Source organism: Streptomyces sp. NPDC037083, assembly GCF_055606485.1.
Map to the genome: position 1 here is coordinate 134,013 of NZ_JBVJSQ010000001.1, position 23,408 is coordinate 157,420.

Consider the following 23,408-nt stretch of genomic DNA (forward strand, 5'->3'; position numbering starts at 1 on the left):
CGGTTTCGTGTGATTCTCATCGTATGACGCCGATCACCGAGGTGGAGGGGCGGCGGCTCGCGCTCAGCAATCTGGAGAAGGTGCTGTATCCGGCGACCGGATTCACCAAGGGCGAGGTGCTGCACTACTACGCGACCGTCGCCGACGCCCTGCTCCCCCATCTGCGCGACCGGCCGCTGTCCTTCCTGCGCTACCCCGACGGGCCCGACGGGCAGGTCTTCTTCGCCAAGAACGTGCCGCCGGGCACGCCCGAGTGGGTCACCACCGCCGAGGTGCCGCGCTCGGAGGGGCCGGCCCGGATGGTGATCGTGCAGGACCTGGCCAGCCTCGTCTGGGCGGCGAACCTCGTCACCGAGTTCCATACGCCCCAGTGGGTGATCCAGGAGCCCGAGGCGGCCGACCGGCTCGTCTTCGACCTCGACCCCGGCGCGCCCGCGACCGTCGTCGAATGCTGCGAGGTCGCGTTGTGGCTGCGGGAGCGGCTGGCGGCGGACGGGATCGAGGCGTACCCGAAGACGTCCGGGTCGAAGGGGCTGCATCTGCTGGCGGCGGTGCGCGGGGCGTCGTCCGAACGGGTGACGGAGTACGCCAAGCGGCTGGCCGTGGAGGCGGAGCAGGCCGCTCCCCGGCTGGTCGTGCATCGGATGACGCGGAGTCTGCGGCCGGGGAAGGTGTTCGTGGACTGGAGTCAGAACGCGGCGCGCAAGACGACCGCCGCGCCGTACACGTTGCGGGCCCGGGCCGAGCCGACCGTGTCGGCGCCGGTCACGTGGGAGGAGGTCGAGGCGTGCCGGTCGGCCGAGACGCTCACGTTCCTGGCTCCGGACGTGGTGCCGCGTCTGCAGGACTTCGGGGATCTGCTCGCGCCGTTGGCCGACGCCGGGCGGGCGGGGGCGGTGCCGTGAGACGGGGTGCCGTGAGACGGGGTGCTGTGAGACGGGGTGCTGTGAGACGGGGGTTTCGTGAGAGGCCCGCGTTCACACTCTCGCCCAGGTGCGCCGGTCTCTGGCCATCGCGTGCAGTGCCTCCACGTCCGCCGGTTTGAGTACGCCGCCCAGGCGGGCCAGGCCGGGGAGGTCGGTGTCGGTCAGGACCCGGGTCTCCCTCGGGGGCGCCGTGACGGAGACGTCCGTCGGGCCCACCAGGGTCAGTACGGGGCGGACCTCGGCCGTCAGGGCGTACGAGGCGCGGTCGGCGTTCGCTCGTACGCGGCGCAGCAGGGGCTCCGGGGCGTGGCGGCCCAGGGCGACCATCGGGTCGGCTATGCGGACGCGCTGCTTGCGGGCGGGCAGCGTGTGGATCGCGAGCAGGCCGCCGGGTCCGATGGCCAGGTGGTGGACGCGGTCGCCGCCGGGCAGCGCGACCGAGTGCACGGTGTGCCAGCCGGCGCCGTCGAGACGGTCCAGGGCCTCGCCGACCGCCTGCTCGGCCGCCAGGGCGCGGCGCCGCGGGTCGGTCCGGAGTCGGTGGGCGGGGGGAGGTTCGCGGTCCAGGTCGATCAGCAGGGCTTCGCCGGGACGGTTGGGGGCCAGATCGTCGTCGGGGTGAAGGGAGAGTCGGGCCAGCTCCGCGGGGGTCGGCACCGGGGGCGGGCCCACCGTGACCGGGCCGGTGATGAAGGGGCCGAGGGCCTCCAGGACGTCGTCCCTGCGGTCGTCCCCGATCAGGTTGATCCTGGCCGCCTCACGGTCGTACCAGGCGATGTTGCTGCCGTCCGAGAGGCAGACGTAGAGCCGCTCCTGGCCATGTCGCCAGGTCGGTATGACGCGCAGTCCGTTCATGCACCATCACCCCTCCGACCATGGGAACAGCAGGGGCGCTCCGGGGCAAGAAGGCGGTTACCCCCGGCGCGAGTTGGGCAAGCACTGAGCAGCGCGTTTGGGGAGGCGCCGTTGCGGACCCGCAGGAAGCAGCCCGACGTACCTGTTCCGGACCGTCCGTGGAGCGAGATCGTGCCGGGCCTGTGGATGGGCGGGCACGAGTTCCGGGGACCAGGCGGAGAGCTGGAGCTCGACGTGGTGAGGGGCGAGTTCGATCTCGTCCAGACGCTGACCCGGGCCCGGCAGGGGTACGGGCCCGATCCCGGTGTGCGCCACCAGGTGTGGCCGATCCCCGACGGGCCGCTGGACGGGACCCAGCTCGCGGGGGTGATCCGGCTGGCGCAGGCCGCGGCGGACGCGGTGGACGAGGGCCGCACCGTGCTCGTCCGGTGCTACAGCGGCTACAACCGCTCGGGCCTGGTCGTCGCCCATGCGCTGGTGCGCCGGGGGCACTCGGCCGAGGAGGCCATTCGGCTGATACGGTCACGGCGCTCGCCGTGGGCCCTGCACAACGAGCTGTTCGTGGAGTACCTGCGGGCGGGGCTGCCCACGGCCAGGCTCCTGGAGGAACTGGCCGAGTAATCGTTTCAGCCGTGGTCAGCGCCACAGGACCGCGCCTTGGCACGTCCGGCGCTCCGGTACGTAAAACGGACTTCCTTATGAATAAGGTGTACGGGGCCTGGCGTCGTCGTAGCCCGAGAGGAGCCACAGGAGTCCCGTGTTCCGCAGTCGTCCCGCTCTCCCCGGGCTCCGCATCCGGGCGCTTGGTCCCGGGCTCCGCGGCCGTCCCCGTCTTCCCGGTCTCGTCGGCCTTCCCGACCCCGTCGGGTTTCCCGGGCTCCCCGGGCGTCTCCGTCGCCCAGGCGGTCGCGGGCGTCTCCGTCGCGGGCGTCGCGGCCGTCCCGTGCTCGCCGTCGTGGCCGCCGTTCTGCTGGCCTCGGTCGCCGTGGGCTGCGGGGACGCAGGAGAGCTGCAGGGCGCGGGGGCGACGCCGACCGCGATCAGTCCGGACAAGCTCTGGCCCGACCTGACCCCGGCCTCCAGTCCCGCCTTCGACATCGGCGAGGTGGACACCAAGGCGGTGAAGGGCATCACGGTGCCCGACGGCGACATCCGCCGGGTGAATCCGGTCGCGGTGGTGCGCCGGGAGATCGCCCAGAGCCCGGGCGACTACGGCGCGGGGGGATACGACGAGACGGCGCGCCGGATGGCCGACTGCGGCAGGGGCGGCGAGGAGGGGAGCAGATGCCCCGTCCTCAAGGCCTACTACCGCGACCTCACCGGCGACGGCCACGACGACCTGACCCTGGGCTTCCGCCAGCTGCCCGGCAATCTGACCGCCGTCCGCGTCTACACCGTCCGCAAGGACAGGCTCGTGCAGATCATGGCCTACGAGGACGCCGTGAGCGGGGTCGAGCTGGCCGGGCGGTCCGTGATCATCCGCGCTCCCTCGGAGGTCGCCGGCTACGAGTACCGCCTGCAGTGGACCTGGGACCAGCAGCAGCAGGCGATGCTGCTCACGCACGACGAGATGCTGCGCACCGGAGGCCGCAAGCACTCCCCGCGGCCGTCCGCCTCGTCGTCCGCCTCCTCCGCGAGCGGCCGATGAGGTTCGTGCTCCCCTCCTGGGCCGGCACGCTCGCCGTGAAGGCCGCCGTCTTCATCACGGTGATGTGCTGCGCACTGGCGGCCCTGCTCGGCATCCTGGTGCACGTCTCGGTGACGAACCAGACCGTCGGCCAGGCCCGTGACCTGGCGTTGTCCCGGCTGAAGGACGCGACGGAGGCGTTCGAGGCCGGGGAGACGCTCGGCCGGGGCGCCGATCTCGACCCGCCTGGGCTGCCCTCGTCGCTGCGGGCGCTGGCCCTTTCCGGGGAGCGCGGCACAGTGGTCGCCGACGACCGGGGGCGCCCCACGATGTGGGCGGCGGGCCCCGCCGACCGTGAGCGGGCCCTCGCGGTCGCGATCGACTACTCGCAGAGCGCTCGCACCATCGAGGCGCTCGACACCGCGATCCTGTGGTCGTCGGCGCTGGCGATCGGGGCGACGCTGCTGGTCGGCGCCGTCGCCGTGACCCGGGTGACCCGGCGGCTGCACACCACGGCGCAGGTGGCCCGGCGGATCACCGCAGGCGACCTGGACGCGCGCGTGGACGACCGCCGCGCGAAGGAGCCCGGCCGGCCGCAGGACGAGGTGGGCGCGGTCGCCGTCGCGCTGGACTCCATGGCGTCCTCGCTGCAGGGCAAGCTGCTCAGCGAGCAGCGCTTCACCGCCGATGTGGCGCACGAACTGCGCACGCCGCTGACCGGGCTGCACGCGGCGGCCGAACTGCTGCCGCCGGGGCGGCCGACGGAGCTGGTGCGCGACCGGGTGGCGGCGCTGCGCACGCTCACCGAGGACCTGCTGGAGATCTCCCGGCTGGACACCGGGCGGGAGCGGCTGGAGCTGGACACCGAGGAACTGGGCGCGCTGGCGGCGCGGGTGGTGCGGGCGGCGGAGGCTTCGGACTCCTTCGGGGGAACGGCGACCGGCGGCGAGGTCACGGTCGTCGTCGTGCGGGACGCGCGCGTGGAGACCGACCGGCGGCGGTTGGAGCGGGTGCTGGGCAACCTGCTGGCCAACGCGCACCGGCACGGCCGGGCCCCGGTGACGCTGACGGTGGACGGGCCCGTGGTCACCGTGCGGGACCACGGGGAGGGCTATCCGGAGTACCTCGTCGCGCACGGGCCGCAGCGGTTCCGCACCGAGGGCGGGGCGAAGGGGCACGGGCTCGGGCTGACCATCGCTGCCGGGCAGGCGGAGGTGCTGGGCGCGCGGCTGGCGTTCACGAACGCGCCGGACGGCGGTGCGGTGGCGACGCTGACGCTCCCTCAGACGCCTCCCGCTGCGGCCGCCCTCCCCGATGGCGCAGCGTGACGGGCGACACGCGCGACCCGCTCCTAATGTGGCGATAAGTCAGCTTCACCCTCTTCGTGGAGGTATCGCCATGTCCCTGCGTTCCGCTCTCACCCGTCTCGCCATAGTCACCGCAGCCGGCACGCTCGCCGCCGCCACGGCCGTCGCCCCGGCCGTCGCCGACGACTGGGACGGTGACGGCAGCGGCCTCAACGCCCAGGGCAACGGCTCGCACGACTGGCAGAACCAGGGCGGTGACGGCGACGGCGGCGGCGGCGGCGGCCAGAACGGCCAGGGCAACCAGAACGGCCACGGGAACCAGAACGGCCAGGGCAACCAGAACGGCCACGGGAACCAGAACGGCCAAGGCAACCAGAACGGCCAAGGGAACCACAACGGGCAGAGCGGCAACTGGCAGTCCGGGGGCGGGAGCGGCGGCGGCAACTGGCAGTCCGGGGGCGGCGGCGGGGGCGGCAACTGGCAGTCCGGGGGCGGCGGCGACGGCGGCAACTGGCAGTCCGGCAACCAGAACGACTCCCGCCGCTACCGGGGGCGCGTGACCGCGAGCCAGTTGCTGCTGCGCAGCGCGCCCACCCGGGCGAGCCAGGTGATCCGGGTGGCCCACCGGGGCGAGATCGTCTCCATCTTCTGCAGGGCTCCCGGCCAGAACGTCCAGGGCAACTCCGTCTGGTACCTCCTGACGGACGGCACCTGGGCCTGGGGCTCGGCGCGCTACATCGACGTCATCGGGGCGACGCCGCGCCGGTGCTGACACGAAAGATCATCCACGGCTCACAAGGAGCCCCATTTGGGTAGGTTCCGGACATGACGAAAGTCGGAGTCGGAGCAGGTGCCGGTACCACCGTGGCGGCGGCCGACGCGCCGGCCGCCACGGTGGGCCTCCCCCGGCGCCGTGGCGTCGAACTCGCCCTCATCGTCCTGGCCGTCCTGCTCTCGGTGTACGGCTACTGCGCCGTCGGCCTCGCGAAGAGCGGCGCCGTCCCGCCCGGCGCCGCCGGTTACGGCGCCGGGCTCGGGGTGCTCGCACTGCTGGCACATCTCGCGGTGCGGCTGCGCGCCCCCTGCGCCGATCCGCTGCTGCTGCCGATCGCGGTGCTGCTCAACGGGATGGGCCTGGTGCTGATCTACCGGCTCGACCTGGAGACGCCGGGCGACCGGGCGGCGCCCACACAACTGGTGTGGTCCACGGTCGGGGTGGCTCTGTTCATCGTGGTGGTGGCCGCGCTGCGCGACCACCGCGTGCTCCAGCGCTACGCGTACGTGTGCGTGGTCGCCGCGCTCGCCCTGCTCACCCTCCCCATCCTGTTCCCGGCCGTGAACGGGGCCCGCATCTGGATCCGGATCGCCGGCTTCTCCATCCAGCCGGGCGAGTTCGCGAAGGTACTGCTCGCGGTCTTCTTCGCCGCGTACCTGGCGGCCAACCGCACGGCGCTGACGTATGCGGGCCGCCGGATCTGGCGCTTCAGCCGGATGCAGCTGCCCACCGGGCGGGTGCTCGGCCCGATCGTCACGATCTGGCTGCTGAGCGTCGGCGTGCTGGTCCTGGAGCGGGACCTCGGCACCTCCCTGCTCTTCTTCGGTCTGTTCGTGGTGATGCTCTACGTCGCCACCGGCCGCACCGGCTGGATCGCGGTGGGCCTGGTGCTCGCCTCGCTCGGCGCGGTCGCCGTCGGCCGCCTGGAACCGCACGTGCACAGCCGGGTCGAGGACTGGCTGCACCCGTTCGCCTCGATCGAGGCCGGGCAGGGCGCCAACCAGCTCGCGCAGTCGTTGTTCTCCTTCGCGGCCGGCGGGGCGCTCGGCACCGGACTGGGCCTCGGCCATTCCGTGCTCATCGGCTTCGCCGTGAAGTCGGACTTCATCCTGGCGACGGCCGGCGAGGAACTGGGCCTGGCGGGGCTGTCGGCGCTGTTCCTGCTCTACGGCCTGCTCGTGGAGCGCGGCTTCCGGACGGGCCTGTCCCTGCGCGACCCCTTCGGACGGCTGCTGGCCGCCGGCCTCGCCTCGATCGTGGCGCTCCAGGTGTTCGTGATCGCGGGCGGGGTGACCGGCCTGATCCCGCTGACCGGCATGGCGATGCCGTTCCTGGCGCAGGGCGGCTCCTCGGTCGTCACCAACTGGGCGATCGTGGCGCTGCTGATCCGGGTGAGCGACTCGGCCCGGCGGCCGTACGCCGACCCGCCGGACGGTCCGGTGGCCGGTCCGGGAGCCCACGCGCAAGCCGGTGCGCCGGACGCTCCGGTGGCCCGCTCACAAGCCGGTGCGCCGGACGGTCCGGGAGCCGATGCGCCGGTCGATGCACCGGACGGACCGGGGGCCGACGCGCCGGACGGTCCGGTGGTCCGCCCGACGGCCGATCCCGTGGTCCGCCCGACGGCCGGTCCGGTCGCAGACGTGCACGGCGACCCGGTCGCAGACGGGCACGCCGACCCCGTCACCGCCACGCACGCCGACCCCGCCGCCACCACGCACGCCGACCGCGTCTCCGCACTGCGCGACGACCCGGTCGACACGCTGGTCGACAAGAGCTCAGGGAGAACCCGGTGACCCGGCACATCCGGCATGCCGCCGTCTTCTGCGCCCTGCTGCTGGCGGCGCTCCTGGTCAACGCCGCGCGCGTCCAGGTCGTCCAGTCCGGGATCTACGACGACAACCCGGCCAACCGGCGCGGCTCCATCGCCCGTTACGCCCAGCCGCGCGGCGACATCCTCGTCGGCGATTCCCCGGTCACCGGCTCCCGGGACACCGGCGAGCAACTGCGCTACGAGCGCACGTACCAGGACGGGCCGTTGTACGCGCCGGTGACCGGGTTCGCGTCGCAGGTGTACGGGACGACGCTCCTGGAGCACGCCGGGGACGCGGTGCTGTCGGGGTCGGATCCGATGCTCTCGCCGTTCCCGCTGTGGAACGACCTCACGCACGGCCGGCCGGCCGGCGGGAACGTGGTGACGACGCTGAACCGCCATGCCCAGTGGGCCGCTTACGAGGGGCTGGACGGGCGCAAGGGCGCGGTGGCGGCGGTGGAGCCGTCGACGGGGCGGGTGCTGGCGCTGGTGTCGAGTCCGTCGTACGACCCGGCGGTGCTGTCCGGGAACGACGCCGCGGCCGAACGGGCCTGGGCTCGGCTCAACCGCGACCCGGACAAGCCGATGCTGAACCGGGCGGTGCGGCAGACCTATCCGCCGGGGTCGACCTTCAAGGTGGTCACCGCGGCGGCGGCGCTGGACGCGGGCGTGATCACGGATCTGGACGCGCCGACCGACTCCCCCGCCCCCTACCGGCTGCCCGGGACGACGACGCGTCTGACGAACGAGGGCGACGGCTGCGAGGACGCGCCGCTGCGGGAGGCCTTCGAGTGGTCGTGCAACACGGTGTTCGCGAAGCTCGGCGTGGACACCGGGCTGCCCCGGATGACCCGGACGGCTCAGGCCTTCGGTTTCAACGACGCGGAGCTGCGGATCCCGTTCGCCGTCGCGCCGAGCACCTTCGACACCTCGCTGGACAGGGCGCAGCTGGCGTTGTCCTCGATCGGCCAGTACAACACGCGGGCGACCCCGCTCCAGATGGCGATGGTGTCGGCGGCCGTGGCCAACGGGGGTCAGGTGCGCACGCCGTACCTGGTGGAGCGGACCACGCGGCGGGGCGGGGCGACGGTGGCCACGGCCGGCTCGCGCCCGTCCCGGCAGGCGATGCTCCCCTCGACGGCGCGGCGCCTGCGGGAGCTGATGGCGGACGTGGTGCGGGAGGGCACCGGGACCAACGCCGCGATCCCCGGCGCGATCGTGGGCGGCAAGACGGGCACCGCCCAGCACGGGCTCGGCAACGCCGGCATTCCCTACGCCTGGTTCGTCTCCTGGGCGCAGGGCGCACGGGACCTGGAGCCGAGGGTCGCGGTCGCGGTGGTGGTGGAGGACGGTTCGGCGCGCCGCGGTGACATCACCGGGGGCGGGATGGCCGCGCCGATCGCCCGGGCGGTGATGGAGGCGGTGCTCGACTCGTGAGACGGGGGGTTCCAGGGCTGTACAGGAGTGTCCTACGGTCCGCTCATGACTGACGCCCGCATTGAGCCCGCGCCGCAATCCCGTTCCGAGGCGGTCGAGGAAGCCGTCGCCGAACCCGCCGTCCGCCCCTGTGGATTCGAACTCGCCCAGGTCAACATCTCCCGTCTGAAGTTCCCGCTGGACTCCCCCGAGCTGAAGGACTTCGTCGACGCCCTCGACCCGGTCAACGCCGACGCGGAGTCGGCGGACGGCTATGTGTGGCGGCTGCAGTCCGACGACGGCAACGCGACCGACATCAAGGTCTTCGGCGACGACTGGCTGATCGTCAACATGACGGTGTGGCGGGACGCCGACGCCCTGACCGCGTTCATGTACCAGGGCAGGCACCGCGAGCTGCTGTCCCGCCGCAGGGAGTGGTTCGAGCGGGTGGCGGAGGCGATGACGGCGCTGTGGTGGGTGCCGGCCGGCCACCGTCCGACGGTCGCGGAGGCCGAGTCCCGCCTGCTCCACCTGCGCGCGAACGGCCCGACGCCGTACGCCTTCACCCTGCGCACGTCGTTCCCGGCCCAGGGCGCCGAGCCGGTCGCGTTCGCGGTGCCGGAGGACCTGGGCTGCTCGGTCTAGCGCTGTCGCGAGCCGGTGGACCTTCCCGGTCACGGCACTGGGCGGGACGGGCCCCGCCGACGCGGATCCCCACAGTTCTCGTCGGCGGGGCAAGAAGTGGCGTCCCAGGGATTGACGGCCTTGCTGACAAGCAGTCTCATAAGAGCCATGACGACCCTCACGGATGCCGACGCGCTGGAAGGGCTGCGGGACGCGCTGGGCCTGCTCAAGGACCGGGAGCAGGTGGCCGAGCGGCTGCTCGCGTCCTCCGCCAAGCACTCCTTCGACCCCGACAAGGAGCTGGACTGGGACGCGCCCTTCGAGGAGGGCAAGTGGTTCTGGCCGCCGGAGCTGGTGTCGCTGTACGACACGCCGATGTGGCGGCGGATGGGCGAGGAGCAGCGGATCCTGCTGTCGCAGCACGAGGCCGCCGCGCTCGCCTCGCTCGGGATCTGGTTCGAGCTCATCCTGATGCAGCTGCTCGTCCGGCACGTCTACGACAAGGCGGCGACGAGCGCGCACGTGCGGTACGCGCTGACCGAGATCGAGGACGAGTGCCGGCACTCGAAGATGTTCGCCCGGCTGATCTCGCACGGCGACACGCCCTGGTACCCGGTGAGCCGCGCCCACCAGAACCTGGGCCGCCTCTTCAAGACGATCTCGACCACCCCGGGCTCCTTCACCGCGACCCTGCTCGGCGAGGAGGTCCTCGACTGGATGCAGCGGCTCACCTTCCCCGACGAGCGGGTCCAGCCGCTGGTCAGGGGCGTGACCCGGATCCACGTCGTGGAGGAGGCCCGGCACGTGCGCTACGCCCGCGAGGAGCTGCGCCGGCAGATGGTGACGGCCCCGAAGTGGTCGCAGGAGTTCACCCGGGTCACGTCCGGCGAGTTCGCCCGGGTGTTCTCCGTGGCCTTCGTGAACCCCGACGTCTACACGAACGTGGGTCTGGACCGCCGTGAGGCCATGGCACAGGTCCGGGCGAGCGGGCACCGGCGGGAGGTCATGCAGACGGGGGCGAAGCGCCTGACGGACTTCCTGGACGACATCGGGGTGCTGCGCGGGGTGGGCCGCCGGCTGTGGAAGTCGTCGGGACTGCTCGCCTGACCGGGGGTCGGCGGCGCCCGACCGAGTAGTGCCGCTCGCCCGACCGGGGTCGGGGCGCTCGGGGGTGCGGGCGATTACGCTGCTCGTCATGACGCCCGCCGCCCCCGCCTACCGTCGTCTCAGCGTCGAGGAGCGCCGCAGTCAGCTCCTCGACGCGGCGCTGTCGCTCTTCGCGCACCGCGTTCCCGAGGAGGTCTCGCTGGACGACGTGGCGGAGGCCGCCGGGGTGTCCCGGCCGCTCGTCTACCGGTACTTCCCCGGCGGCAAGCAGCAGCTGTACGAGGCAGCCCTGCGCTCCGCCGCCGAGGAGCTGCACCACTGTTTCGACGAGCCGCACGACGGCCCCCTCCTCCCCCGCCTCGCGCGCGCCCTCGACCGCTACCTGTCCTTCGTCGGCCGCCACGACGCCGGCTTCAGCGCTCTCCTGCAGGGCGGCAGCGTCGTCGAGACGTCCCGTACGACGGCCATCGTGGACGGCGTGCGGCGGGCCGCCGCCGAGCACATCTACAGCCACCTGGGGGTCGCCGATCCGGGGCCGCGACTGCGGATGACCGTACGGATGTGGATCACCGCGGTCGAGGCGGCGTCGCTCATCTGGCTCGACGAGGACAAGCAGCCGCCCGTCGACGAGCTGCGGGACTGGCTGGTGGACCAGTTCGCCGCGGTGCTCATGGTGACCGCGGCCCGGGACGCGCAGACCGCCGAGCTGGTGCGCGGTGCGCTGGCCGCGGAGACCTGATCGACACTGGTGTCGTGAAGAGCGAAGACACCCCCTTCGAGGGCGGGCCCATGGACGGCCGGGTGCTGCCCGTGCTGCTGGGCCCGACCGGACACCCGCCCAAGACGTACCGCATCCCCGTCCCCGGCGCGGCCGGGGAGCCGCCCACCGTCCTGGTCTACCGTCGGGTGCCGCGCGGGCACAGCAGGCGGCTCGGGCTGCCCCGGGGCTGGAAGTACGAGTTCGACCCCGAGGGGAAGGGGAACGGCCGGCTGCGGTGGCCCTGGTCCAGGCCCGACACGAAGCCCGGCGCCCCGGCCGACACCCCGACCGCCGGCCGGCCCGACGCCACGCCGGACGGACGGCGGGACGACGCCGACGGGTGATCCTGTTGCGCCGAACCGCGCACACCGGCGCGCGGACCGCGCGCGCACGCCTGATGCTCGCCCTGCGGGATGGAGGGGCCACCCCGCAGCGGAGGTGATGACGTGTCAGAAAGGCTGCTGCGTCTGGCCTGTACGGTCTCGACGGCGGCGCTCGCCGCACAGGCCGTCCTGGCTCCCGGACTCGCCGTGGCCGCACCGCAGCCACCGGCGCCCGGCGAACGGACGGCGCCCGCAGCACGGACCCCGGACCCCGGCGAACCGCCGACGGCCGATGCGGACGCCGCCGACGCCCCGGACGCCCCCGGCGCCGACGGGCGGACCGTGGCCGAGCTGCTGACGGACCTTCAGCGGCTGTACCGGGAGGCCGAGGCGGCCACCGAGGCCTACAACGCCACCGAGGAGGAGCTCAAGCGGCGGCGGGCCGAGACCGGACGGCTGGACAGCGACCTGGCGAAGGCCCGCCTGTCCCTGCACGAGAGCCGGGGAGCGGCCGGCCGGCTGGCCCGCCAGCAGTACCAGGGCAGCACCGACATCTCCCCGTACGTACGGCTGCTGCTCGCCCGCGATCCGCAGCACGCCCTCGACCAGGGGCATGTGATCGGGCAGTTGGCGCGCGAGCGGGCCGAGACGGTCGGGCGGCTGGAGAACGGCGAGCGCAGGGCCGACGGGCTGGCACGCCGGGCCCGCGCCGCCCTGGACGAGCAGCTCACGCTCACCGCGCGCAGGAAGAAGGCGCGTGACGACGTGCGCAGGCGGCTGGACGACGTCGAGAAGCTGCTGGCCTCCCTCACCGCCGAGCAGCTCACCGCCGTCGCCGAGCTGGAGGGCCACGGGGTCGCGCGGGCGCAGGACCGTCTCATGGCGTCCGGTGCGCTCGGAGAGGACCACAAGCCGTCCGAGGAGGGCGAGAAGGCCGTGCGGTACGCGGTGCAGCAGGTCGGCAAGCCCTACGAGTGGGGTGCGGAGGGGCCGAGGTCGTACGACTGCTCGGGCCTGACCTCCCAGGCCTGGGAGCACGCCGGCGCCCCGGTCCCCCGCACCAGCGAGGAACAGTGGGCGCGGCTGCCGAAGATCCCGCTGAAGGAGCTGCGCCCGGGCGACCTGGTGATCTACTTCCCCGAGGCCACCCATGTGGCGATGTACCTCGGGGAGGGCAAGGTGATCCAGGCCCCGAGGACCGGCGAGAAGGTGAAGGTCTCCCCGCTCGCGTCCAACCCGGTGCTCGGCGCGGTGCGTCCGGATCCGGAGGGCCGGCCCGTGCGGCGGTACCGGCCGCCGAAGCTCCCGCCCGCGGTGACGGGAGCGGCAGCGGCGGCGGGCCGTCAGGCTCCGGTCAGCGACCCCAGGTAGGCGGCCGTCTTCTCCGGCTCGTAGAAGAAGTTCTCGAAGTCGGCCGGGTCGTTGAACGCGTTGGCGAAACGATCAGCCGCGGGCTGGAGCTGCCCGGCCGCGCCCAGCAGGTTGACGATGTGCTCCGGCGGCGGCGCCAGCATCGCGTTGGTCCACTTGGTGACGTACTGGGCGGTGTCCCAGTACCGGTCGAAGGTGGCGCGCATCCACTCCTCGTCGAACTCCTTCTCCCCGCGTTCCAGGATCGAGGCGAGGTAGGCGGCCGCGCACTTGGCGGCCGAGTTGGAGCCCTGCCCGGTGATGGGGTCGTTGGCGACGACGACGTCGGCGACGCCGAGCACCAGACCGCCCCCGGGAAGGCGGCCGACCGGGTTGCGGACGGTGGGGGCGTAGCGGCCGGACAGGGTGCCGCCGGCGTCGGTCAGTTCGACCCTGGTGGCCCGCGCGTACTCCCAGGGCGTGAACTTCTCCATGAGCTCCAGCGTCAGGGAGAGGTGTTCCGCCGGGTCCTTGACGCCGTTGAAGACGTCCAGCGGGCCGCCGGGTATGCCCTCCCAGAACAGGATGTCCGCGCGGCCGGAGGTGGTGAGCGTCGGCATGACGAAGAGTTCACCGACGCCGGGGACGAGGTTGCAGCGGACCGCCTCGGTGTCCGGGTGCTCCGGGCGCGGGCCCAGACCGTGGACATAGGAGACGGCGAGGGCGCGCTGCGGCTCGCTGTAGGGGGAGCGCTCGGCGTCGCGGCCGAACATCTGCACGAGTTCGCCCTTGCCGGCGGAGACGAGGACGAGGTCGTAGGCGCGGGAGAAGTAGTCGAGGTCGGAGACCGCGGCGCCGTGGATGACCAGCTGTCCGCCGCGCTGGGCGAACGTCTCCATCCAGCCGGCCATCTTCACCCGCTGGTCGACGGACTGGGCGTACCCGTCGAGCCGGCCCAGCCAGTCGATCGCACGCTGGGTGGGGCCCGGGTCGTGGGAGCCGGGGGCGGCGACCGAGACGCCGAGGCCCTCGATCTTCGGGGCCTGCTGCTCCCAGAAGTTCAGCTGGAGGTCGCGCTCGTGCTGCAGGGCCGTGTGGAACATGCACTGCGTCGACATGACCCGGCCGGAACGGATCTCGTCCGCCGTCCGGTTCGACATCAGGGTGACCTCGTACCCGTGCGACTGGAGGCCGAGGGCGAGTTGGAGACCGGACTGGCCGGCTCCGACGACGAGTATCTTCCGCATGCGGGGAACTCTCCTTGAAGGGCCTTACTCGGGGGTTTCGTCGAGCGCGTGGCCCACCAGGGCCAGGAGGGTCTCGATCACCGAGATCCGGCGCCGCGCATCCATGATCATGACAGGTATGTGCGCGGGGATGGTCAGCGCCTCCCGCACGTCCTCCGGCTCGAACAGCTCGCTGCCGTCGAAGTGGTTGACGGCGACGACGTACGGCAGTCCGCAGCTCTCGAAGTAGTCGAGGGCGGGGAAGCAGTCCTTCAGCCGGCGGGTGTCGGCCAGCACGACGGCGCCGATCGCGCCGCGCACCAGGTCGTCCCACATGAACCAGAACCGCTGCTGGCCCGGCGTGCCGAACAGGTAGAGGACCAGGTCGTCGTCGAGGGTGAGACGGCCGTAGTCCATGGCCACCGTGGTGGTGGTCTTCTCGGGCGTGCCGGTGAGGTCGTCGGTCTCCTCGCTCGCCTCGGTCATCAGCGCCTCCGTCTGGAGGGGCTCGATCTCCGAGACGGTGCCGACGAGGGTGGTCTTGCCGGCCCCGAAGCCGCCCGCCACCACGATCTTGGTGGCTATGGGGGCCCGGGTGCGGTCCGTCTGCCAGGGCTGCAGGGGCTCGTCGGGTTCGACGAGGGGGGTGACGCCAAAGGAGGAGGCGGCGTCAGAGACGACGGAGTCCACTCAGCACCCTTTCCAGCAGAGCGCGGTCGGGACGGCCCGTACCGTGAGCGGTACCGGTGCCGTACACACGGATCTTTCCCTGGTCCGCGAGGTCGCTGAGGAGCACCCGGACCACGCCGAGCGGCATCCTCAGCAGCGCGGCGATCTCGGCCACCGTGCGCATGCGGCGGCACAGTTCGACGATGGCGCGCAGCTCGGGCATGACCGTGGACTTGAGCGAGCCGTTGGTCAGTTCCCTGCGCTCCTCGGGGGCCTCGAGGGCCGCCACGAACGTCTCGACGAGGAGGACGTGCCCGAAGCGGGTGCGGCCGCCGGTGAGCGAGTAGGGGCGCACCCGGGCCGGTTTGCGGTCGCCGCCGCGGACGGGGAGCTGCTGCCTGCCGCGCTGCGGCTGCTGCGGGACGGCGCTCATCGCAGGCTCCCCGTCGTCGCCGACTCCAGCGACTGCCTCAGCTCGCTGCGCAGTTCGGGGGTCAGGACGTGGCCGGCGCGGCCCACAAAGAGCGCCATGTGGTAGGCCACCACGCTCATGTCGCAGTCGGCGGAGCCGTGCACGCCGAGGAGCGAGCCGTCGCTGATCGACATGACGAAGAGGCTTCCCTCGTCCATCGCGATCATGGTGTGCTTCACCCCGCCGAACGCCATCAGCTTGGCGGCCCCGATGGTGAGGCTGCCGATGCCGGAGACGATCGTGGCGAGGTCGGCGGAGGAGCCTCGTGGGCCGGCGGGTTTGGTCTCGCGGGCCTGGCGCGCCTCGTCGTTGCGGCCCGGGTCCGAGGAGAGCAGGAGCAGGCCGTCCGAGGACACGACGGCGACGGACTGGATGCCGGGCACTTCGTCGACCAGATTGGTCAACAGCCAGTGCAGGTTACGGGCTTCACTGCTCAGTCCGAAGGTACTGGGCGCGGTCAACTGCTTGCCTCCTCGACTGTGCCCCCCGTGTCATCTTCGGCGTGTGCGTGTACTTCTTGAGCTGCTTCGCGTGCGTTCGGTGCTGTGTTGCGTGCCGCGGTTCGTGCCGCGGCCCGTTCCGCTTCCGGGGATGGGACCCGGTTCTGGCCCGTCTTCTCGGAGATCTCCGCCTCCACCTCGCGGTAGCCGGCCTCCGCCCCCCGGCGGAAACCGCCCAGACGGCGGCGGAGGGCGTCCGCGTCGACGGAACCGGTCCGCTGGCGCGGAGCTTGGGCGGGTGCGGTGATCTTGGGGGTTCGCTTCGGGAGGCCCTTGTCGGTGAGGGGTTCCTCCGGGGCGTCGGGGGTGCGTTCGTGTTCCGCCTCGGCTTCGTCCGCGGCGGCCTCGTCGCCGGACGCGGGCGGGTCCGGGGGCGCGTCCCCGCCGTCGGCGGCCGGGGAGGCGTGGGCGTGCTCGTCCGGTGCGGCGCCGCTCTCCCCTTCGGGGTCCGGCAGCAGGAGTTCCATGGTCGTCTCGGCGGGCGACTCCGCCGGGCTCTTCGCCTGCCGTACCGCCTTCTCGGCGAGCGCGACCAGCGGATCCGTGGACGAGGAACGGCCCGGCAGGACGTTGGAGTTGGCCTCAGCGTCGGCGCCGGGCAGGGTGAAGGCGTGGGCGGCGGCGGAGGCCGGGGCCGTCGGGGGGACCGCGGCGGCCGGGGCCGCGGCGAGGAGCTGGGTCGGCAGGACGACGACGGCGGCCACCCCGCCCTGCTTCTGCTCCCGCAACCGGACCCGCACCCCGTGCCGGTGGGCGAGCCGGGCCACCACGTACAGGCCGAGGCCGAGCCCTTCCTCGCCCTCCTGGTCGTACGGCGTCTCGGGGTCGAACTCGGCGAGGCGGGCGTTGAGGCGGCCCAGCCGGTCGTCCGGGACCCCGATGCCCTCGTCCTGGACGGAGAGCATGACCTCGCCGTTCTCCAGGAGCCAGCCGGAGACCTCGACGGGCAGGTCCGGCGGGGAGAACGCGGTGGCGTTCTCCATGAGTTCGGCCAGCAGGTGGGAGAGGTCGTCGGCGGCGAAGCCCGCCACGTGCGCGTGCGGGGGCAGCGCCGAGATGCGCACCCGCTCGTAGCGCTCGATCTCGCTGACCGCCGCGCGGACCACGTCGACCAGCGGGATCGGGCCCGCGTGCTGCTGGACGTGTTCCGTGCCGGCCAGGACCAGCAGGTTCTCGCTGTGCCGGCGCATGACCGTGGCGAAGTGGTCGAGCTTGAAGAGCGTGGCCAGCCGGTCGGGGTCCTGCTCGCGCTCCTCCAGGCCCTCGATGACGGCGAGTTGACGCTCGACCAGTCCGAGGGTGCGCAGGGCGAGGCTGACGAAGGTGCCGCTGATGCTGTCCCGCAGACCGTCCAGCCGGGCGGCCGAGTCGGCGAGTTCGGCGCGCAGTTCCTCGCGGGCGTCGGCCATCCGCTGGCGCTGGCCGACGAGGTGCTTGCGGTCGGACTCCAGGGTGGCGACGCGCTCGTGGAGGGCGACGGCGTGCTGGTGCAGGGCGTTGACGGAGCGGACGACCTGGGCGAACTCGTCGTTGCGGCCGGTGAACGCGACCGGCTCCTCGGCCGCCGGGTTCTCGGACTGGGCCAGCCGCGCAGATCCCCGGCGCAGCACGGACAGCGGCCGGGTGAGGCTGCGCGCCATGCCCGCGGCCACGGCGACGGCGAGCAGCATCAGCGCGCCGAGAACGGCGACGCGGATCTCCAGCCCGGTGACGTCGTCGTCGCGCAACTGCGCGAGGTCCTGAGTGCGGTGGCCGTACAGGGACGACTCCGCGCCGCGCATCAGGTCGACGCGCGCGGAGAGCGCGGCGTCCAGTTTCTTGACGCTGGTGTCCAGTTCGCGGCCGCTCAGTTCCGGCTGGTCGGTGAGGGACGCGAGGGCCGCCTCTGCGGCGTCGACATCGCCGCCGGTGACCGTGGAGTCGTACGAGGCCACCGTCTCCTGGGGCGCGCCCTCGCGGAAGTCGGCGAGGGCCGCGTCGGAGCGCAGACGGGCCTGCTGCGCGGCGGCGGTGAGGGCGTCGCGCTGCTTGGTGTCGGCGTCGGAGGAGACCTTCTCGGTGCTCGACCGGCCGGTGACCGGGTCGTAGGAGCTCTCGGTGCTGGTCGGCACGTTCAGCGCCGCGAGCAGCAGTCCCCGGGTCGCGGAGGCCTGCTGGACGGCGGTGTCGAGCTCGGCGAGGGCATAGGCGCCGGATCCGGCGCGCGGCGGCATCTGCTCGGCCAGCCGGTCCACGAGGACGTGGAGGGCGGCGATGACGTCGGAGTAGTCCTCGTGCGCCTGGAGCGCCGTGCTCTTGCCGGTGAGGGCCGACTGCCGCACGGTCGGGACCGCGCCGAGGGCCTTGCGCAGCTCCGCGGAGACCTCGGTCTCGGTGATCAGCTCGCGCGCCTGACGGTCCACCCGTGCGCTGCCCTGGGCGGAGGGCGCCCTGGACTTGACGCGGCCTGCCGCCACGTAGGTGGTGACCTCGTCGCGTTCGTCCGCCAGGGACTGGGCGAGGGCGAGGGCGTCCTGGGTCTGCTCGGCCAGGGTGACCAGGTCCTGGGAGTCCTTCAACTCACCGGAGGCGGCCAGGATCGAGGGGGCGCCGGCTCCGGCGACGGCGGCGGCCACCACGGCCACCGCGACGATCAGCCGGTTGCGTACGTGGGTGGGACGGCCCTTGCCGACAGGGGTGCGCTCCGCGCCCCCCTCGGAGGCCGTCTGCCTGCCTGTACGCCGAGGCCGCGTCTTCTGCACCGGTGCTCGCATTCCTGACTCGTGTACCCATGGGCCGGATATGACGCGCCGTCAACTGGCGTGTACGTCCGGTACGGTTCCCGACCCTCCCAGTGCCGGTGTGCGGGGGCCGCGCATCGCTTGCCCCGCCACCCGAAGGAGTGAACATCGGAGAAGAGTTGGCGGGCAAGTTCCCCTGGCGTGTGCAGCGGCCTTGCGCGGCAGGCCGGTTGGACGTGGGCGGCGGGCTTTGGCAGTATTCGCCGCCACGCCTTCCCGGAGTGCTTCATTACCGCCCAAACCAGGCGTCTGACCTGCGGCGGTGCGCCCGTTCGGGGAGTGATGCCAGCCTTTTGCGAAGGCTGTGAAGGGGTCGTGCAGACTGGCCGAATGCGCACGGAACTTGTGTCGGACGGCGGCGACCGGGACCGGCCCAACGAGGACTTCGCGAGTGTCGGACTTCCCGCCTCCGGACAGGGCGGTTCGCTCGTCCTGCTGGACGGGGTGACTCCGCCGCAGGGCGGCGCGGGCTGTCTGCATTCGGTCCCCTGGTTCACGGCACGGCTGGGCGGCGCCCTGACCGAACTGACCGTTTCCCTCACGGATGTCCCGCTGGACGAGGCACTTGCCCTCGCCATCGCACGTACCGCCGCGGCCCACGCGGAAACCTGTGACCTTTCTCACCCACGTACCCCGCAGGCAACCGTGGTCCTGGCGCGCTGGTCGCCGGAGAGCGTCGAGTACCTGGTCCTGTGCGACGCGACGCTGCTGTTGGCCTCGCCGGACGGCGGGGTCATCCCCGTCCACGACGACCGGCTGGCCCGGCTGCCGCGCGCTCTGCTGCGGAGCGCCGACGTCGTGGACGGCACGCTGCGCAACAAGGAGGGCGGGTTCTTCACGGCCGCCGCCGACCCCTCGGTGGCCGCCCGCGCGGTGACCGGCGCCGTGCCGCGCGCCCGGGTCCGCTCGCTGGCCGCCCTGTCGGACGGGGCCGCCCGCTGGGCGGAGCTCTTCCGCGAGGGCGACTGGACCGACCTGTTCGCCCTCCTCCGCGAGGAGGGGCCGGGAAGGCTGGTGGAGCGGGTGCGGGAGCTGGAACGGGCGGACGACGCGGCCGGTCGCCCCCTGCTGGGCCGCGCGAAAACCCACGACGACGCGACGGCGGTACACGTACAGCTGTGACGCCATGGCCGTGCGCCTGCGGCCGGGACGCGGCGGGCGTGGGCGTACGGCTGGGGCGCGGTGGCCGTGGGCGCGCGCCTGTGGCTGCGACCCCGTGGGCGCGCGCCTGTGGCCGGGACGCGGTGGCGGTGGGCGTGCGGCTGCGACCCCGTGGCCGTGGGCGCGGGCTCTGCCGCCACGGCCGTGCGCCTGCGGCTGCGACGCTGTGGGCCGTTCGCGTGCAGCTCCGACGCCGTGGGCGCGGGCCTGTGGCTGCGACGCCGGGGCCGTGGGCGCGCGGCTGGAACGCCCTGGCCGTGGGCGCGGGCTCTGCCTCCATGGCCGTGCACGTGCAGCTCTGAGCCGTGGGCCGTGGGCGCGCGGCTGCGACGCCCTGGCCGTGGGCGCGCGCCTGCGGCTGCGACAACGAGGCCGTGGGCGCGTGGCTGGGACGCCGTGGGCGTTGGTCTGTGGGGGCCGCCCGGGGGTGGCGCGGGTGCGGCGGGGTTACTTCTCCATGCCCCGGTTCAGCTGCTGCAGCAGCCGCGCCAGCTCCGCGACCTCGGCGCGGTCCCAGTGGGAGAAGTGGCTGACGTACCGCTCGCGGCGGGCCTCGCGGACCCTGCTCACGCGGGTGCGGCCCTCCTCCGTGAGGTCGACCAGCCAGGCGCGGCCGTCGGCCGGGTCCGGGGCGCGCGCGACCAGGCCGAGCTGTTCCAGGGCGCGCAGCTGGCGGGACATGGTGGCCTTGCCGACGCCGATGTAGGCGGCGAGCTCCGTGGCGCGCTGGCGGCCGCACTCCTCCAGCCTGACGAGGAGCCCGTAGGCGGCTGACTCCAGGTCCGGATGGACCTCGCGGGCCATCTCGCCCTGGTTGGCGCGGGCGCGGCGCAGCAGCACCGTGAGCTCCCGTTCCAGGGAGAGGAACTCCCGGTCGCCCTGCTCCACACCGCGCTCACCGCGCGACGACGTGCCGGACCCGCCCCCACGTCCGTCGTCGTTCGTGTCCTCGTGCACGTGCACCCCTGATCTCACCGGTCGCCGCCGTCGGCGCGCAGCTCTTAAGTATTTCCCAGGCGCGGACCGGCGGCGCCTCCCAGGGGGCCGGGTCGGAACGGCGAAGGCCCGGGCCTCCCTCACGGGACCCGGGCCGCGCCGCCCGCGGCGTCCGTCACGCCGCCACGGGAACCTCCGGCGTCGCGCCGTTCGCGGCGGGCGCGAGCGCCAGCTCCAGGACCTGGCGGACGTCCGTGACGGCGTGGACGTCGAGCCCGTCCAGCACCTCCGCCGGGACGTCGTCCAGGTCGGGCTCGTTGCGCTTGGGGATGATCACGGTGGTGACCCCCGCCCGGTGCGCGGCGAGCAGCTTCTGCTTCACTCCGCCGATGGGCAGGACCCGGCCGGTCAGGGAGACCTCGCCGGTCATGGCCACGTCCGTGCGGACGAGCCGGCCCGACAGCAGGGACGCCAGCGCGGTCGTCATGGTGACGCCGGCGCTCGGGCCGTCCTTGGGGACCGCGCCCGCCGGGAAGTGGATGTGCACGCCCCGGTCCTTCAGGTCGCCCACCGGCAGTTCCAGTTCGGCTCCGTGGCTGCGCAGGAAGCTGAGCGCGATCTGCGCCGACTCCTTCATCACGTCGCCGAGCTGACCGGTCAGGGTCAGGCCCGCCGCGCCCGTCTCCGGGTCGGCCAGCGAGGCCTCGACGTACAGGACGTCGCCGCCCGCGCCGGTGACCGCGAGGCCGGTCGCGACGCCGGGCACCGCGGTCCGGCGCTCGGCGGGGTCCTGGGCGGACTCGGGCACGTGGTGCGGCCGGCCGATCAGAGCGCGCAGATCCTCGTCGCGGACGGTGAACGGCAGTTCCCGCTCGCCCAGCTCGTGCTGGGCCGCGACCTTGCGCAGCAGCCGCGCGATGGACCGCTCCAGGGTGCGCACACCCGCCTCGCGGGTGTACTCGCCGGCGAGCTTGCGCAGCGCGCTCTCGTCGAGGGCGACCTCGTCCGCCGCCAGGCCCGCGCGCTCCAGCTGGCGCGGGAGCAGGTGGTCGCGGGCGATGACGACCTTCTCGTCCTCGGTGTAGCCGTCGAGGCGGACCAGCTCCATGCGGTCGAGCAGGGCCTCCGGGATGGCTTCGAGCACGTTGGCGGTGGCCAGGAAGACCACGTCCGACAGGTCGAGCTCTACCTCCAGGTAGTGGTCGCGGAAGGTGTGGTTCTGCGCCGGGTCCAGGACCTCCAGCAGGGCGGCCGCCGGGTCGCCGCGGAAGTCCGAGCCCACCTTGTCGATCTCGTCGAGCAGGACCACCGGGTTCATCGACCCGGCCTCCTTGATCGCCCGCACGATCCGGCCGGGCAGCGCGCCGACGTACGTGCGGCGGTGGCCGCGGATCTCGGCCTCGTCGCGCACGCCGCCGAGGGCGACGCGGACGAACTTGCGGCCCATCGCGTGGGCGACGCTCTCTCCCAGACTGGTCTTTCCGACACCGGGCGGGCCCACCAGGGCGAGCACGGCGCCGCCGCGCCGCCCGCCGACCACGCCCAGGCCTCGCTCGCTGCGGCGCTTGCGCACGGCCAGGTACTCGGTGATGCGCTCCTTCACGTCGTCGAGGCCCGCGTGCTCGGCGTCGAGGACCGTCTTGGCGCCCTGGATGTCGTAGCGGTCCTCGGTCCGTTCGTTCCACGGCAGTTCGAGGACGGTGTCCAGCCAGGTGCGGATCCACGAGCCCTCGGGCGACTGGTCGCTGGAGCGTTCCAGCTTGTCGACCTCCTTGAGGGCGGCCTCGCGGACCTTCTCGGGCAGGTCGGCGGCCTCCACGCGGGCGCGGTAGTCGTCGGACTCCTCGCCCTCCTGCTCGCCGTTGAGCTCGCGCAGCTCCTTGCGGACGGCTTCCAGCTGCCGGCGCAGCAGGAACTCGCGCTGCTGCTTGTCGACGCCCTCCTGGACGTCCTTGGCGATGGTCTCGGCCACGTCCTGCTCGGCCAGGTGGTCGCGCAGTTGCTGGGTGGCGAGCTTCAGACGGGCCACCGGGTCGGCGGTCTCCAGGAGCTCCACCTTCTGTTCGGTGGTGAGGAACGGCGAGTAGCCGGAGTTGTCGGCGAGCGCGGAGACGTCGTCGATGGCCTGGACGCGGTCGACGACCTGCCAGGCGCCGCGCCTGCGCAGCCAGGCGGTGGCGAGCGCCTTGTACTCCTTGACGAGTTCGGCGACGTGCCCGGGCAGCGGTTCGGGGACGGTCTGCTCGACCGTGGTCCCCTCGACCCACAGCGCGGCGCCGGGGCCGGTGGTGCCGGCGCCGATCTTCACGCGGCCGCGGCCGCGGATGAGCGCGCCCGGGTCGCCGTCGGCCAGCCGGCCGACCTGTTCGACGGTGCCGAGCACACCGGTGCCCGCGTACGTCCCGTCGATGCGCGGCACCAGCAGCACGCGGGGCTTGCCCGGTTCCGAGCGGGCGGCGGCCTGCGCGGCCTCCACCGCGGCGCGTACGTCGGTGTCGTTGAGGTCCAGCGGAACCACCATGCCGGGGAGCACGACCTCGTCATCGAGAGGCAACACGGGCAAGGTGAGCGGTGCGGACGTCGAAGCCATGATCTCCCCTTCGGCAGTCAAGTTGAGCTATGCCGACTCAATGCATGGGCGCCTTCGAATGTTCCCCGTGCTGCCGCCCGTTCGCTGTGGGCGATCAAGACCGCCTGCCGCGGCGGCCCGGAGGCGAGTGGCGGAGGAGGCGGGGCGGGCGCGGCACGGGGTGCCCGTCCGGCGCGTCCGCCGCCGGATACCGG

At 73.1% G+C, this 23,408-nt stretch carries 20 protein-coding genes and 1 pseudogene; 13 read left to right on the top strand and 8 right to left on the bottom strand.

Going from position 1 to position 23,408, the window contains the following annotated elements:
- The first annotated feature begins 23 nt into the window (after positions 1-23).
- Entirely contained in the window at positions 24-905 is an 882-nt protein-coding gene (gene ligD, locus ACZ7DE_RS00665) for a non-homologous end-joining DNA ligase (RefSeq protein WP_470756431.1), read from the top strand.
- Between the two features lie 72 nt (positions 906-977).
- On the opposite strand, the gene ACZ7DE_RS00670 is transcribed toward ligD, so the two are convergent.
- A complete protein-coding gene (locus tag ACZ7DE_RS00670) occupies positions 978-1,781 on the bottom strand; it encodes a nuclease-related domain-containing protein (RefSeq protein WP_470756433.1) in 804 nt (267 codons plus the stop codon).
- Between the two features lie 111 nt (positions 1,782-1,892).
- On the opposite strand from ACZ7DE_RS00670, the gene ACZ7DE_RS00675 reads away from it, so the two are divergent.
- The 11 genes and pseudogenes from ACZ7DE_RS00675 to ACZ7DE_RS00725 all read left to right on the top strand — a co-directional run bounded on the left by ACZ7DE_RS00675 (position 1,893) and on the right by ACZ7DE_RS00725 (position 12,901).
- On the top strand, positions 1,893-2,402 hold the full coding sequence (locus ACZ7DE_RS00675; RefSeq protein WP_470756435.1) for a protein-tyrosine phosphatase family protein: 510 nt from the start codon (positions 1,893-1,895) through the stop codon (positions 2,400-2,402).
- 334 nt (positions 2,403-2,736) lie between these two features.
- A complete protein-coding gene (locus ACZ7DE_RS00680; protein ID WP_470756437.1) occupies positions 2,737-3,429 on the top strand; it encodes a hypothetical protein in 693 nt (230 codons plus the stop codon).
- Entirely contained in the window at positions 3,426-4,736 is a 1,311-nt protein-coding gene (locus tag ACZ7DE_RS00685) for an ATP-binding protein (protein ID WP_470756439.1), read from the top strand. Before ACZ7DE_RS00680 ends, ACZ7DE_RS00685 begins: the two co-directional genes overlap by 4 nt.
- 70 nt (positions 4,737-4,806) lie before the next feature.
- Complete coding sequence (locus tag ACZ7DE_RS00690) at positions 4,807-5,487, top strand: SH3 domain-containing protein (protein WP_470756441.1); 681 nt, start codon at positions 4,807-4,809, stop codon at positions 5,485-5,487.
- 53 nt (positions 5,488-5,540) lie between these two features.
- A pseudogene (locus ACZ7DE_RS00695) lies at positions 5,541-6,911 on the top strand (FtsW/RodA/SpoVE family cell cycle protein); the annotation flags it as partial.
- Between the two features lie 368 nt (positions 6,912-7,279).
- Complete coding sequence (locus ACZ7DE_RS00700; RefSeq protein ID WP_470756443.1) at positions 7,280-8,737, top strand: peptidoglycan D,D-transpeptidase FtsI family protein; 1,458 nt, start codon at positions 7,280-7,282, stop codon at positions 8,735-8,737.
- A gap of 45 nt (positions 8,738-8,782) precedes the next feature.
- Positions 8,783-9,361 (top strand): DUF3291 domain-containing protein, encoded by a 579-nt coding sequence (locus ACZ7DE_RS00705; protein WP_470756445.1) that lies wholly within the window; start codon positions 8,783-8,785, stop codon positions 9,359-9,361.
- A gap of 147 nt (positions 9,362-9,508) precedes the next feature.
- A complete protein-coding gene (locus tag ACZ7DE_RS00710) occupies positions 9,509-10,447 on the top strand; it encodes an AurF N-oxygenase family protein (protein ID WP_470756447.1) in 939 nt (312 codons plus the stop codon).
- A gap of 88 nt (positions 10,448-10,535) precedes the next feature.
- Complete coding sequence (locus ACZ7DE_RS00715) at positions 10,536-11,186, top strand: TetR/AcrR family transcriptional regulator (protein WP_470756449.1); 651 nt, start codon at positions 10,536-10,538, stop codon at positions 11,184-11,186.
- 14 nt (positions 11,187-11,200) lie between these two features.
- The gene (locus ACZ7DE_RS00720; protein ID WP_470756451.1) at positions 11,201-11,551 is read left to right on the top strand and encodes a hypothetical protein; all 351 of its coding nucleotides are present in this window, start codon (positions 11,201-11,203) and stop codon (positions 11,549-11,551) included.
- A 102-nt stretch (positions 11,552-11,653) separates the two neighbouring features.
- On the top strand, positions 11,654-12,901 hold the full coding sequence (locus tag ACZ7DE_RS00725) for a C40 family peptidase (RefSeq protein WP_470756453.1): 1,248 nt from the start codon (positions 11,654-11,656) through the stop codon (positions 12,899-12,901).
- On the opposite strand, the gene ACZ7DE_RS00730 is transcribed toward ACZ7DE_RS00725, so the two are convergent.
- Genes ACZ7DE_RS00730 through ACZ7DE_RS00750 form a run of 5 tightly spaced genes read right to left on the bottom strand, consistent with a single transcriptional unit; the run spans position 12,874 to position 18,488 of the window.
- Complete coding sequence (locus ACZ7DE_RS00730; RefSeq protein WP_470756455.1) at positions 12,874-14,127, bottom strand: styrene monooxygenase/indole monooxygenase family protein; 1,254 nt, start codon at positions 14,125-14,127, stop codon at positions 12,874-12,876. The two genes, ACZ7DE_RS00725 and ACZ7DE_RS00730, sit on opposite strands and share 28 nt — an antisense overlap.
- Before the next feature lie 24 nt (positions 14,128-14,151).
- A complete protein-coding gene (locus ACZ7DE_RS00735) occupies positions 14,152-14,796 on the bottom strand; it encodes a GTP-binding protein (RefSeq protein ID WP_470756457.1) in 645 nt (214 codons plus the stop codon).
- Positions 14,777-15,208, bottom strand: coding sequence for a DUF742 domain-containing protein (locus ACZ7DE_RS00740; protein WP_470756458.1), 432 nt, complete (start codon positions 15,206-15,208; stop codon positions 14,777-14,779). The genes ACZ7DE_RS00735 and ACZ7DE_RS00740 overlap by 20 nt, the downstream gene beginning before the upstream one ends.
- Complete coding sequence (locus tag ACZ7DE_RS00745; protein ID WP_470756460.1) at positions 15,205-15,708, bottom strand: roadblock/LC7 domain-containing protein; 504 nt, start codon at positions 15,706-15,708, stop codon at positions 15,205-15,207. Before ACZ7DE_RS00745 ends, ACZ7DE_RS00740 begins: the two co-directional genes overlap by 4 nt.
- Entirely contained in the window at positions 15,705-18,488 is a 2,784-nt protein-coding gene (locus tag ACZ7DE_RS00750) for a sensor histidine kinase (protein ID WP_470756462.1), read from the bottom strand. Before ACZ7DE_RS00750 ends, ACZ7DE_RS00745 begins: the two co-directional genes overlap by 4 nt.
- Positions 18,489-18,857: 369 nt before the next feature.
- Here ACZ7DE_RS00750 and ACZ7DE_RS00755 point away from each other — a divergent pair, with 369 nt between their 5' ends.
- Positions 18,858-19,649 (top strand): hypothetical protein, encoded by a 792-nt coding sequence (locus tag ACZ7DE_RS00755; protein ID WP_470756464.1) that lies wholly within the window; start codon positions 18,858-18,860, stop codon positions 19,647-19,649.
- A 486-nt stretch (positions 19,650-20,135) separates the two neighbouring features.
- Here ACZ7DE_RS00755 and ACZ7DE_RS00760 read toward each other — a convergent pair whose 3' ends face one another.
- Positions 20,136-20,645 (bottom strand): MarR family winged helix-turn-helix transcriptional regulator, encoded by a 510-nt coding sequence (locus ACZ7DE_RS00760; protein WP_470756466.1) that lies wholly within the window; start codon positions 20,643-20,645, stop codon positions 20,136-20,138.
- A gap of 154 nt (positions 20,646-20,799) precedes the next feature.
- Positions 20,800-23,214 (bottom strand): endopeptidase La, encoded by a 2,415-nt coding sequence (gene lon / locus ACZ7DE_RS00765; RefSeq protein ID WP_470756468.1) that lies wholly within the window; start codon positions 23,212-23,214, stop codon positions 20,800-20,802.
- Between the last annotated feature and the right edge of the window lie 194 nt (positions 23,215-23,408).

Bases quoted from the DNA above. Each gene is read 5' to 3' on its own strand.
- ligD (WP_470756431.1), top strand. From the start codon at position 24: ATGACGCCGATCACCGAGGTGGAGGGGCGGCGGCTCGCGCTCAGCAAT.
- ACZ7DE_RS00670 (WP_470756433.1), bottom strand. From the start codon at position 1,781: ATGAACGGACTGCGCGTCATACCGACCTGGCGACATGGCCAGGAGCGG.
- ACZ7DE_RS00685 (WP_470756439.1), top strand. From the start codon at position 3,426: ATGAGGTTCGTGCTCCCCTCCTGGGCCGGCACGCTCGCCGTGAAGGCC.
- ACZ7DE_RS00690 (WP_470756441.1), top strand. From the start codon at position 4,807: ATGTCCCTGCGTTCCGCTCTCACCCGTCTCGCCATAGTCACCGCAGCC.
- ACZ7DE_RS00705 (WP_470756445.1), top strand. From the start codon at position 8,783: ATGACTGACGCCCGCATTGAGCCCGCGCCGCAATCCCGTTCCGAGGCG.
- ACZ7DE_RS00710 (WP_470756447.1), top strand. From the start codon at position 9,509: ATGACGACCCTCACGGATGCCGACGCGCTGGAAGGGCTGCGGGACGCG.
- ACZ7DE_RS00715 (WP_470756449.1), top strand. From the start codon at position 10,536: ATGACGCCCGCCGCCCCCGCCTACCGTCGTCTCAGCGTCGAGGAGCGC.
- ACZ7DE_RS00730 (WP_470756455.1), bottom strand. From the start codon at position 14,127: ATGCGGAAGATACTCGTCGTCGGAGCCGGCCAGTCCGGTCTCCAACTC.
- ACZ7DE_RS00740 (WP_470756458.1), bottom strand. From the start codon at position 15,208: ATGAGCGCCGTCCCGCAGCAGCCGCAGCGCGGCAGGCAGCAGCTCCCC.
- ACZ7DE_RS00755 (WP_470756464.1), top strand. From the start codon at position 18,858: ATGCGCACGGAACTTGTGTCGGACGGCGGCGACCGGGACCGGCCCAAC.
- lon (WP_470756468.1), bottom strand. From the start codon at position 23,214: ATGGCTTCGACGTCCGCACCGCTCACCTTGCCCGTGTTGCCTCTCGAT.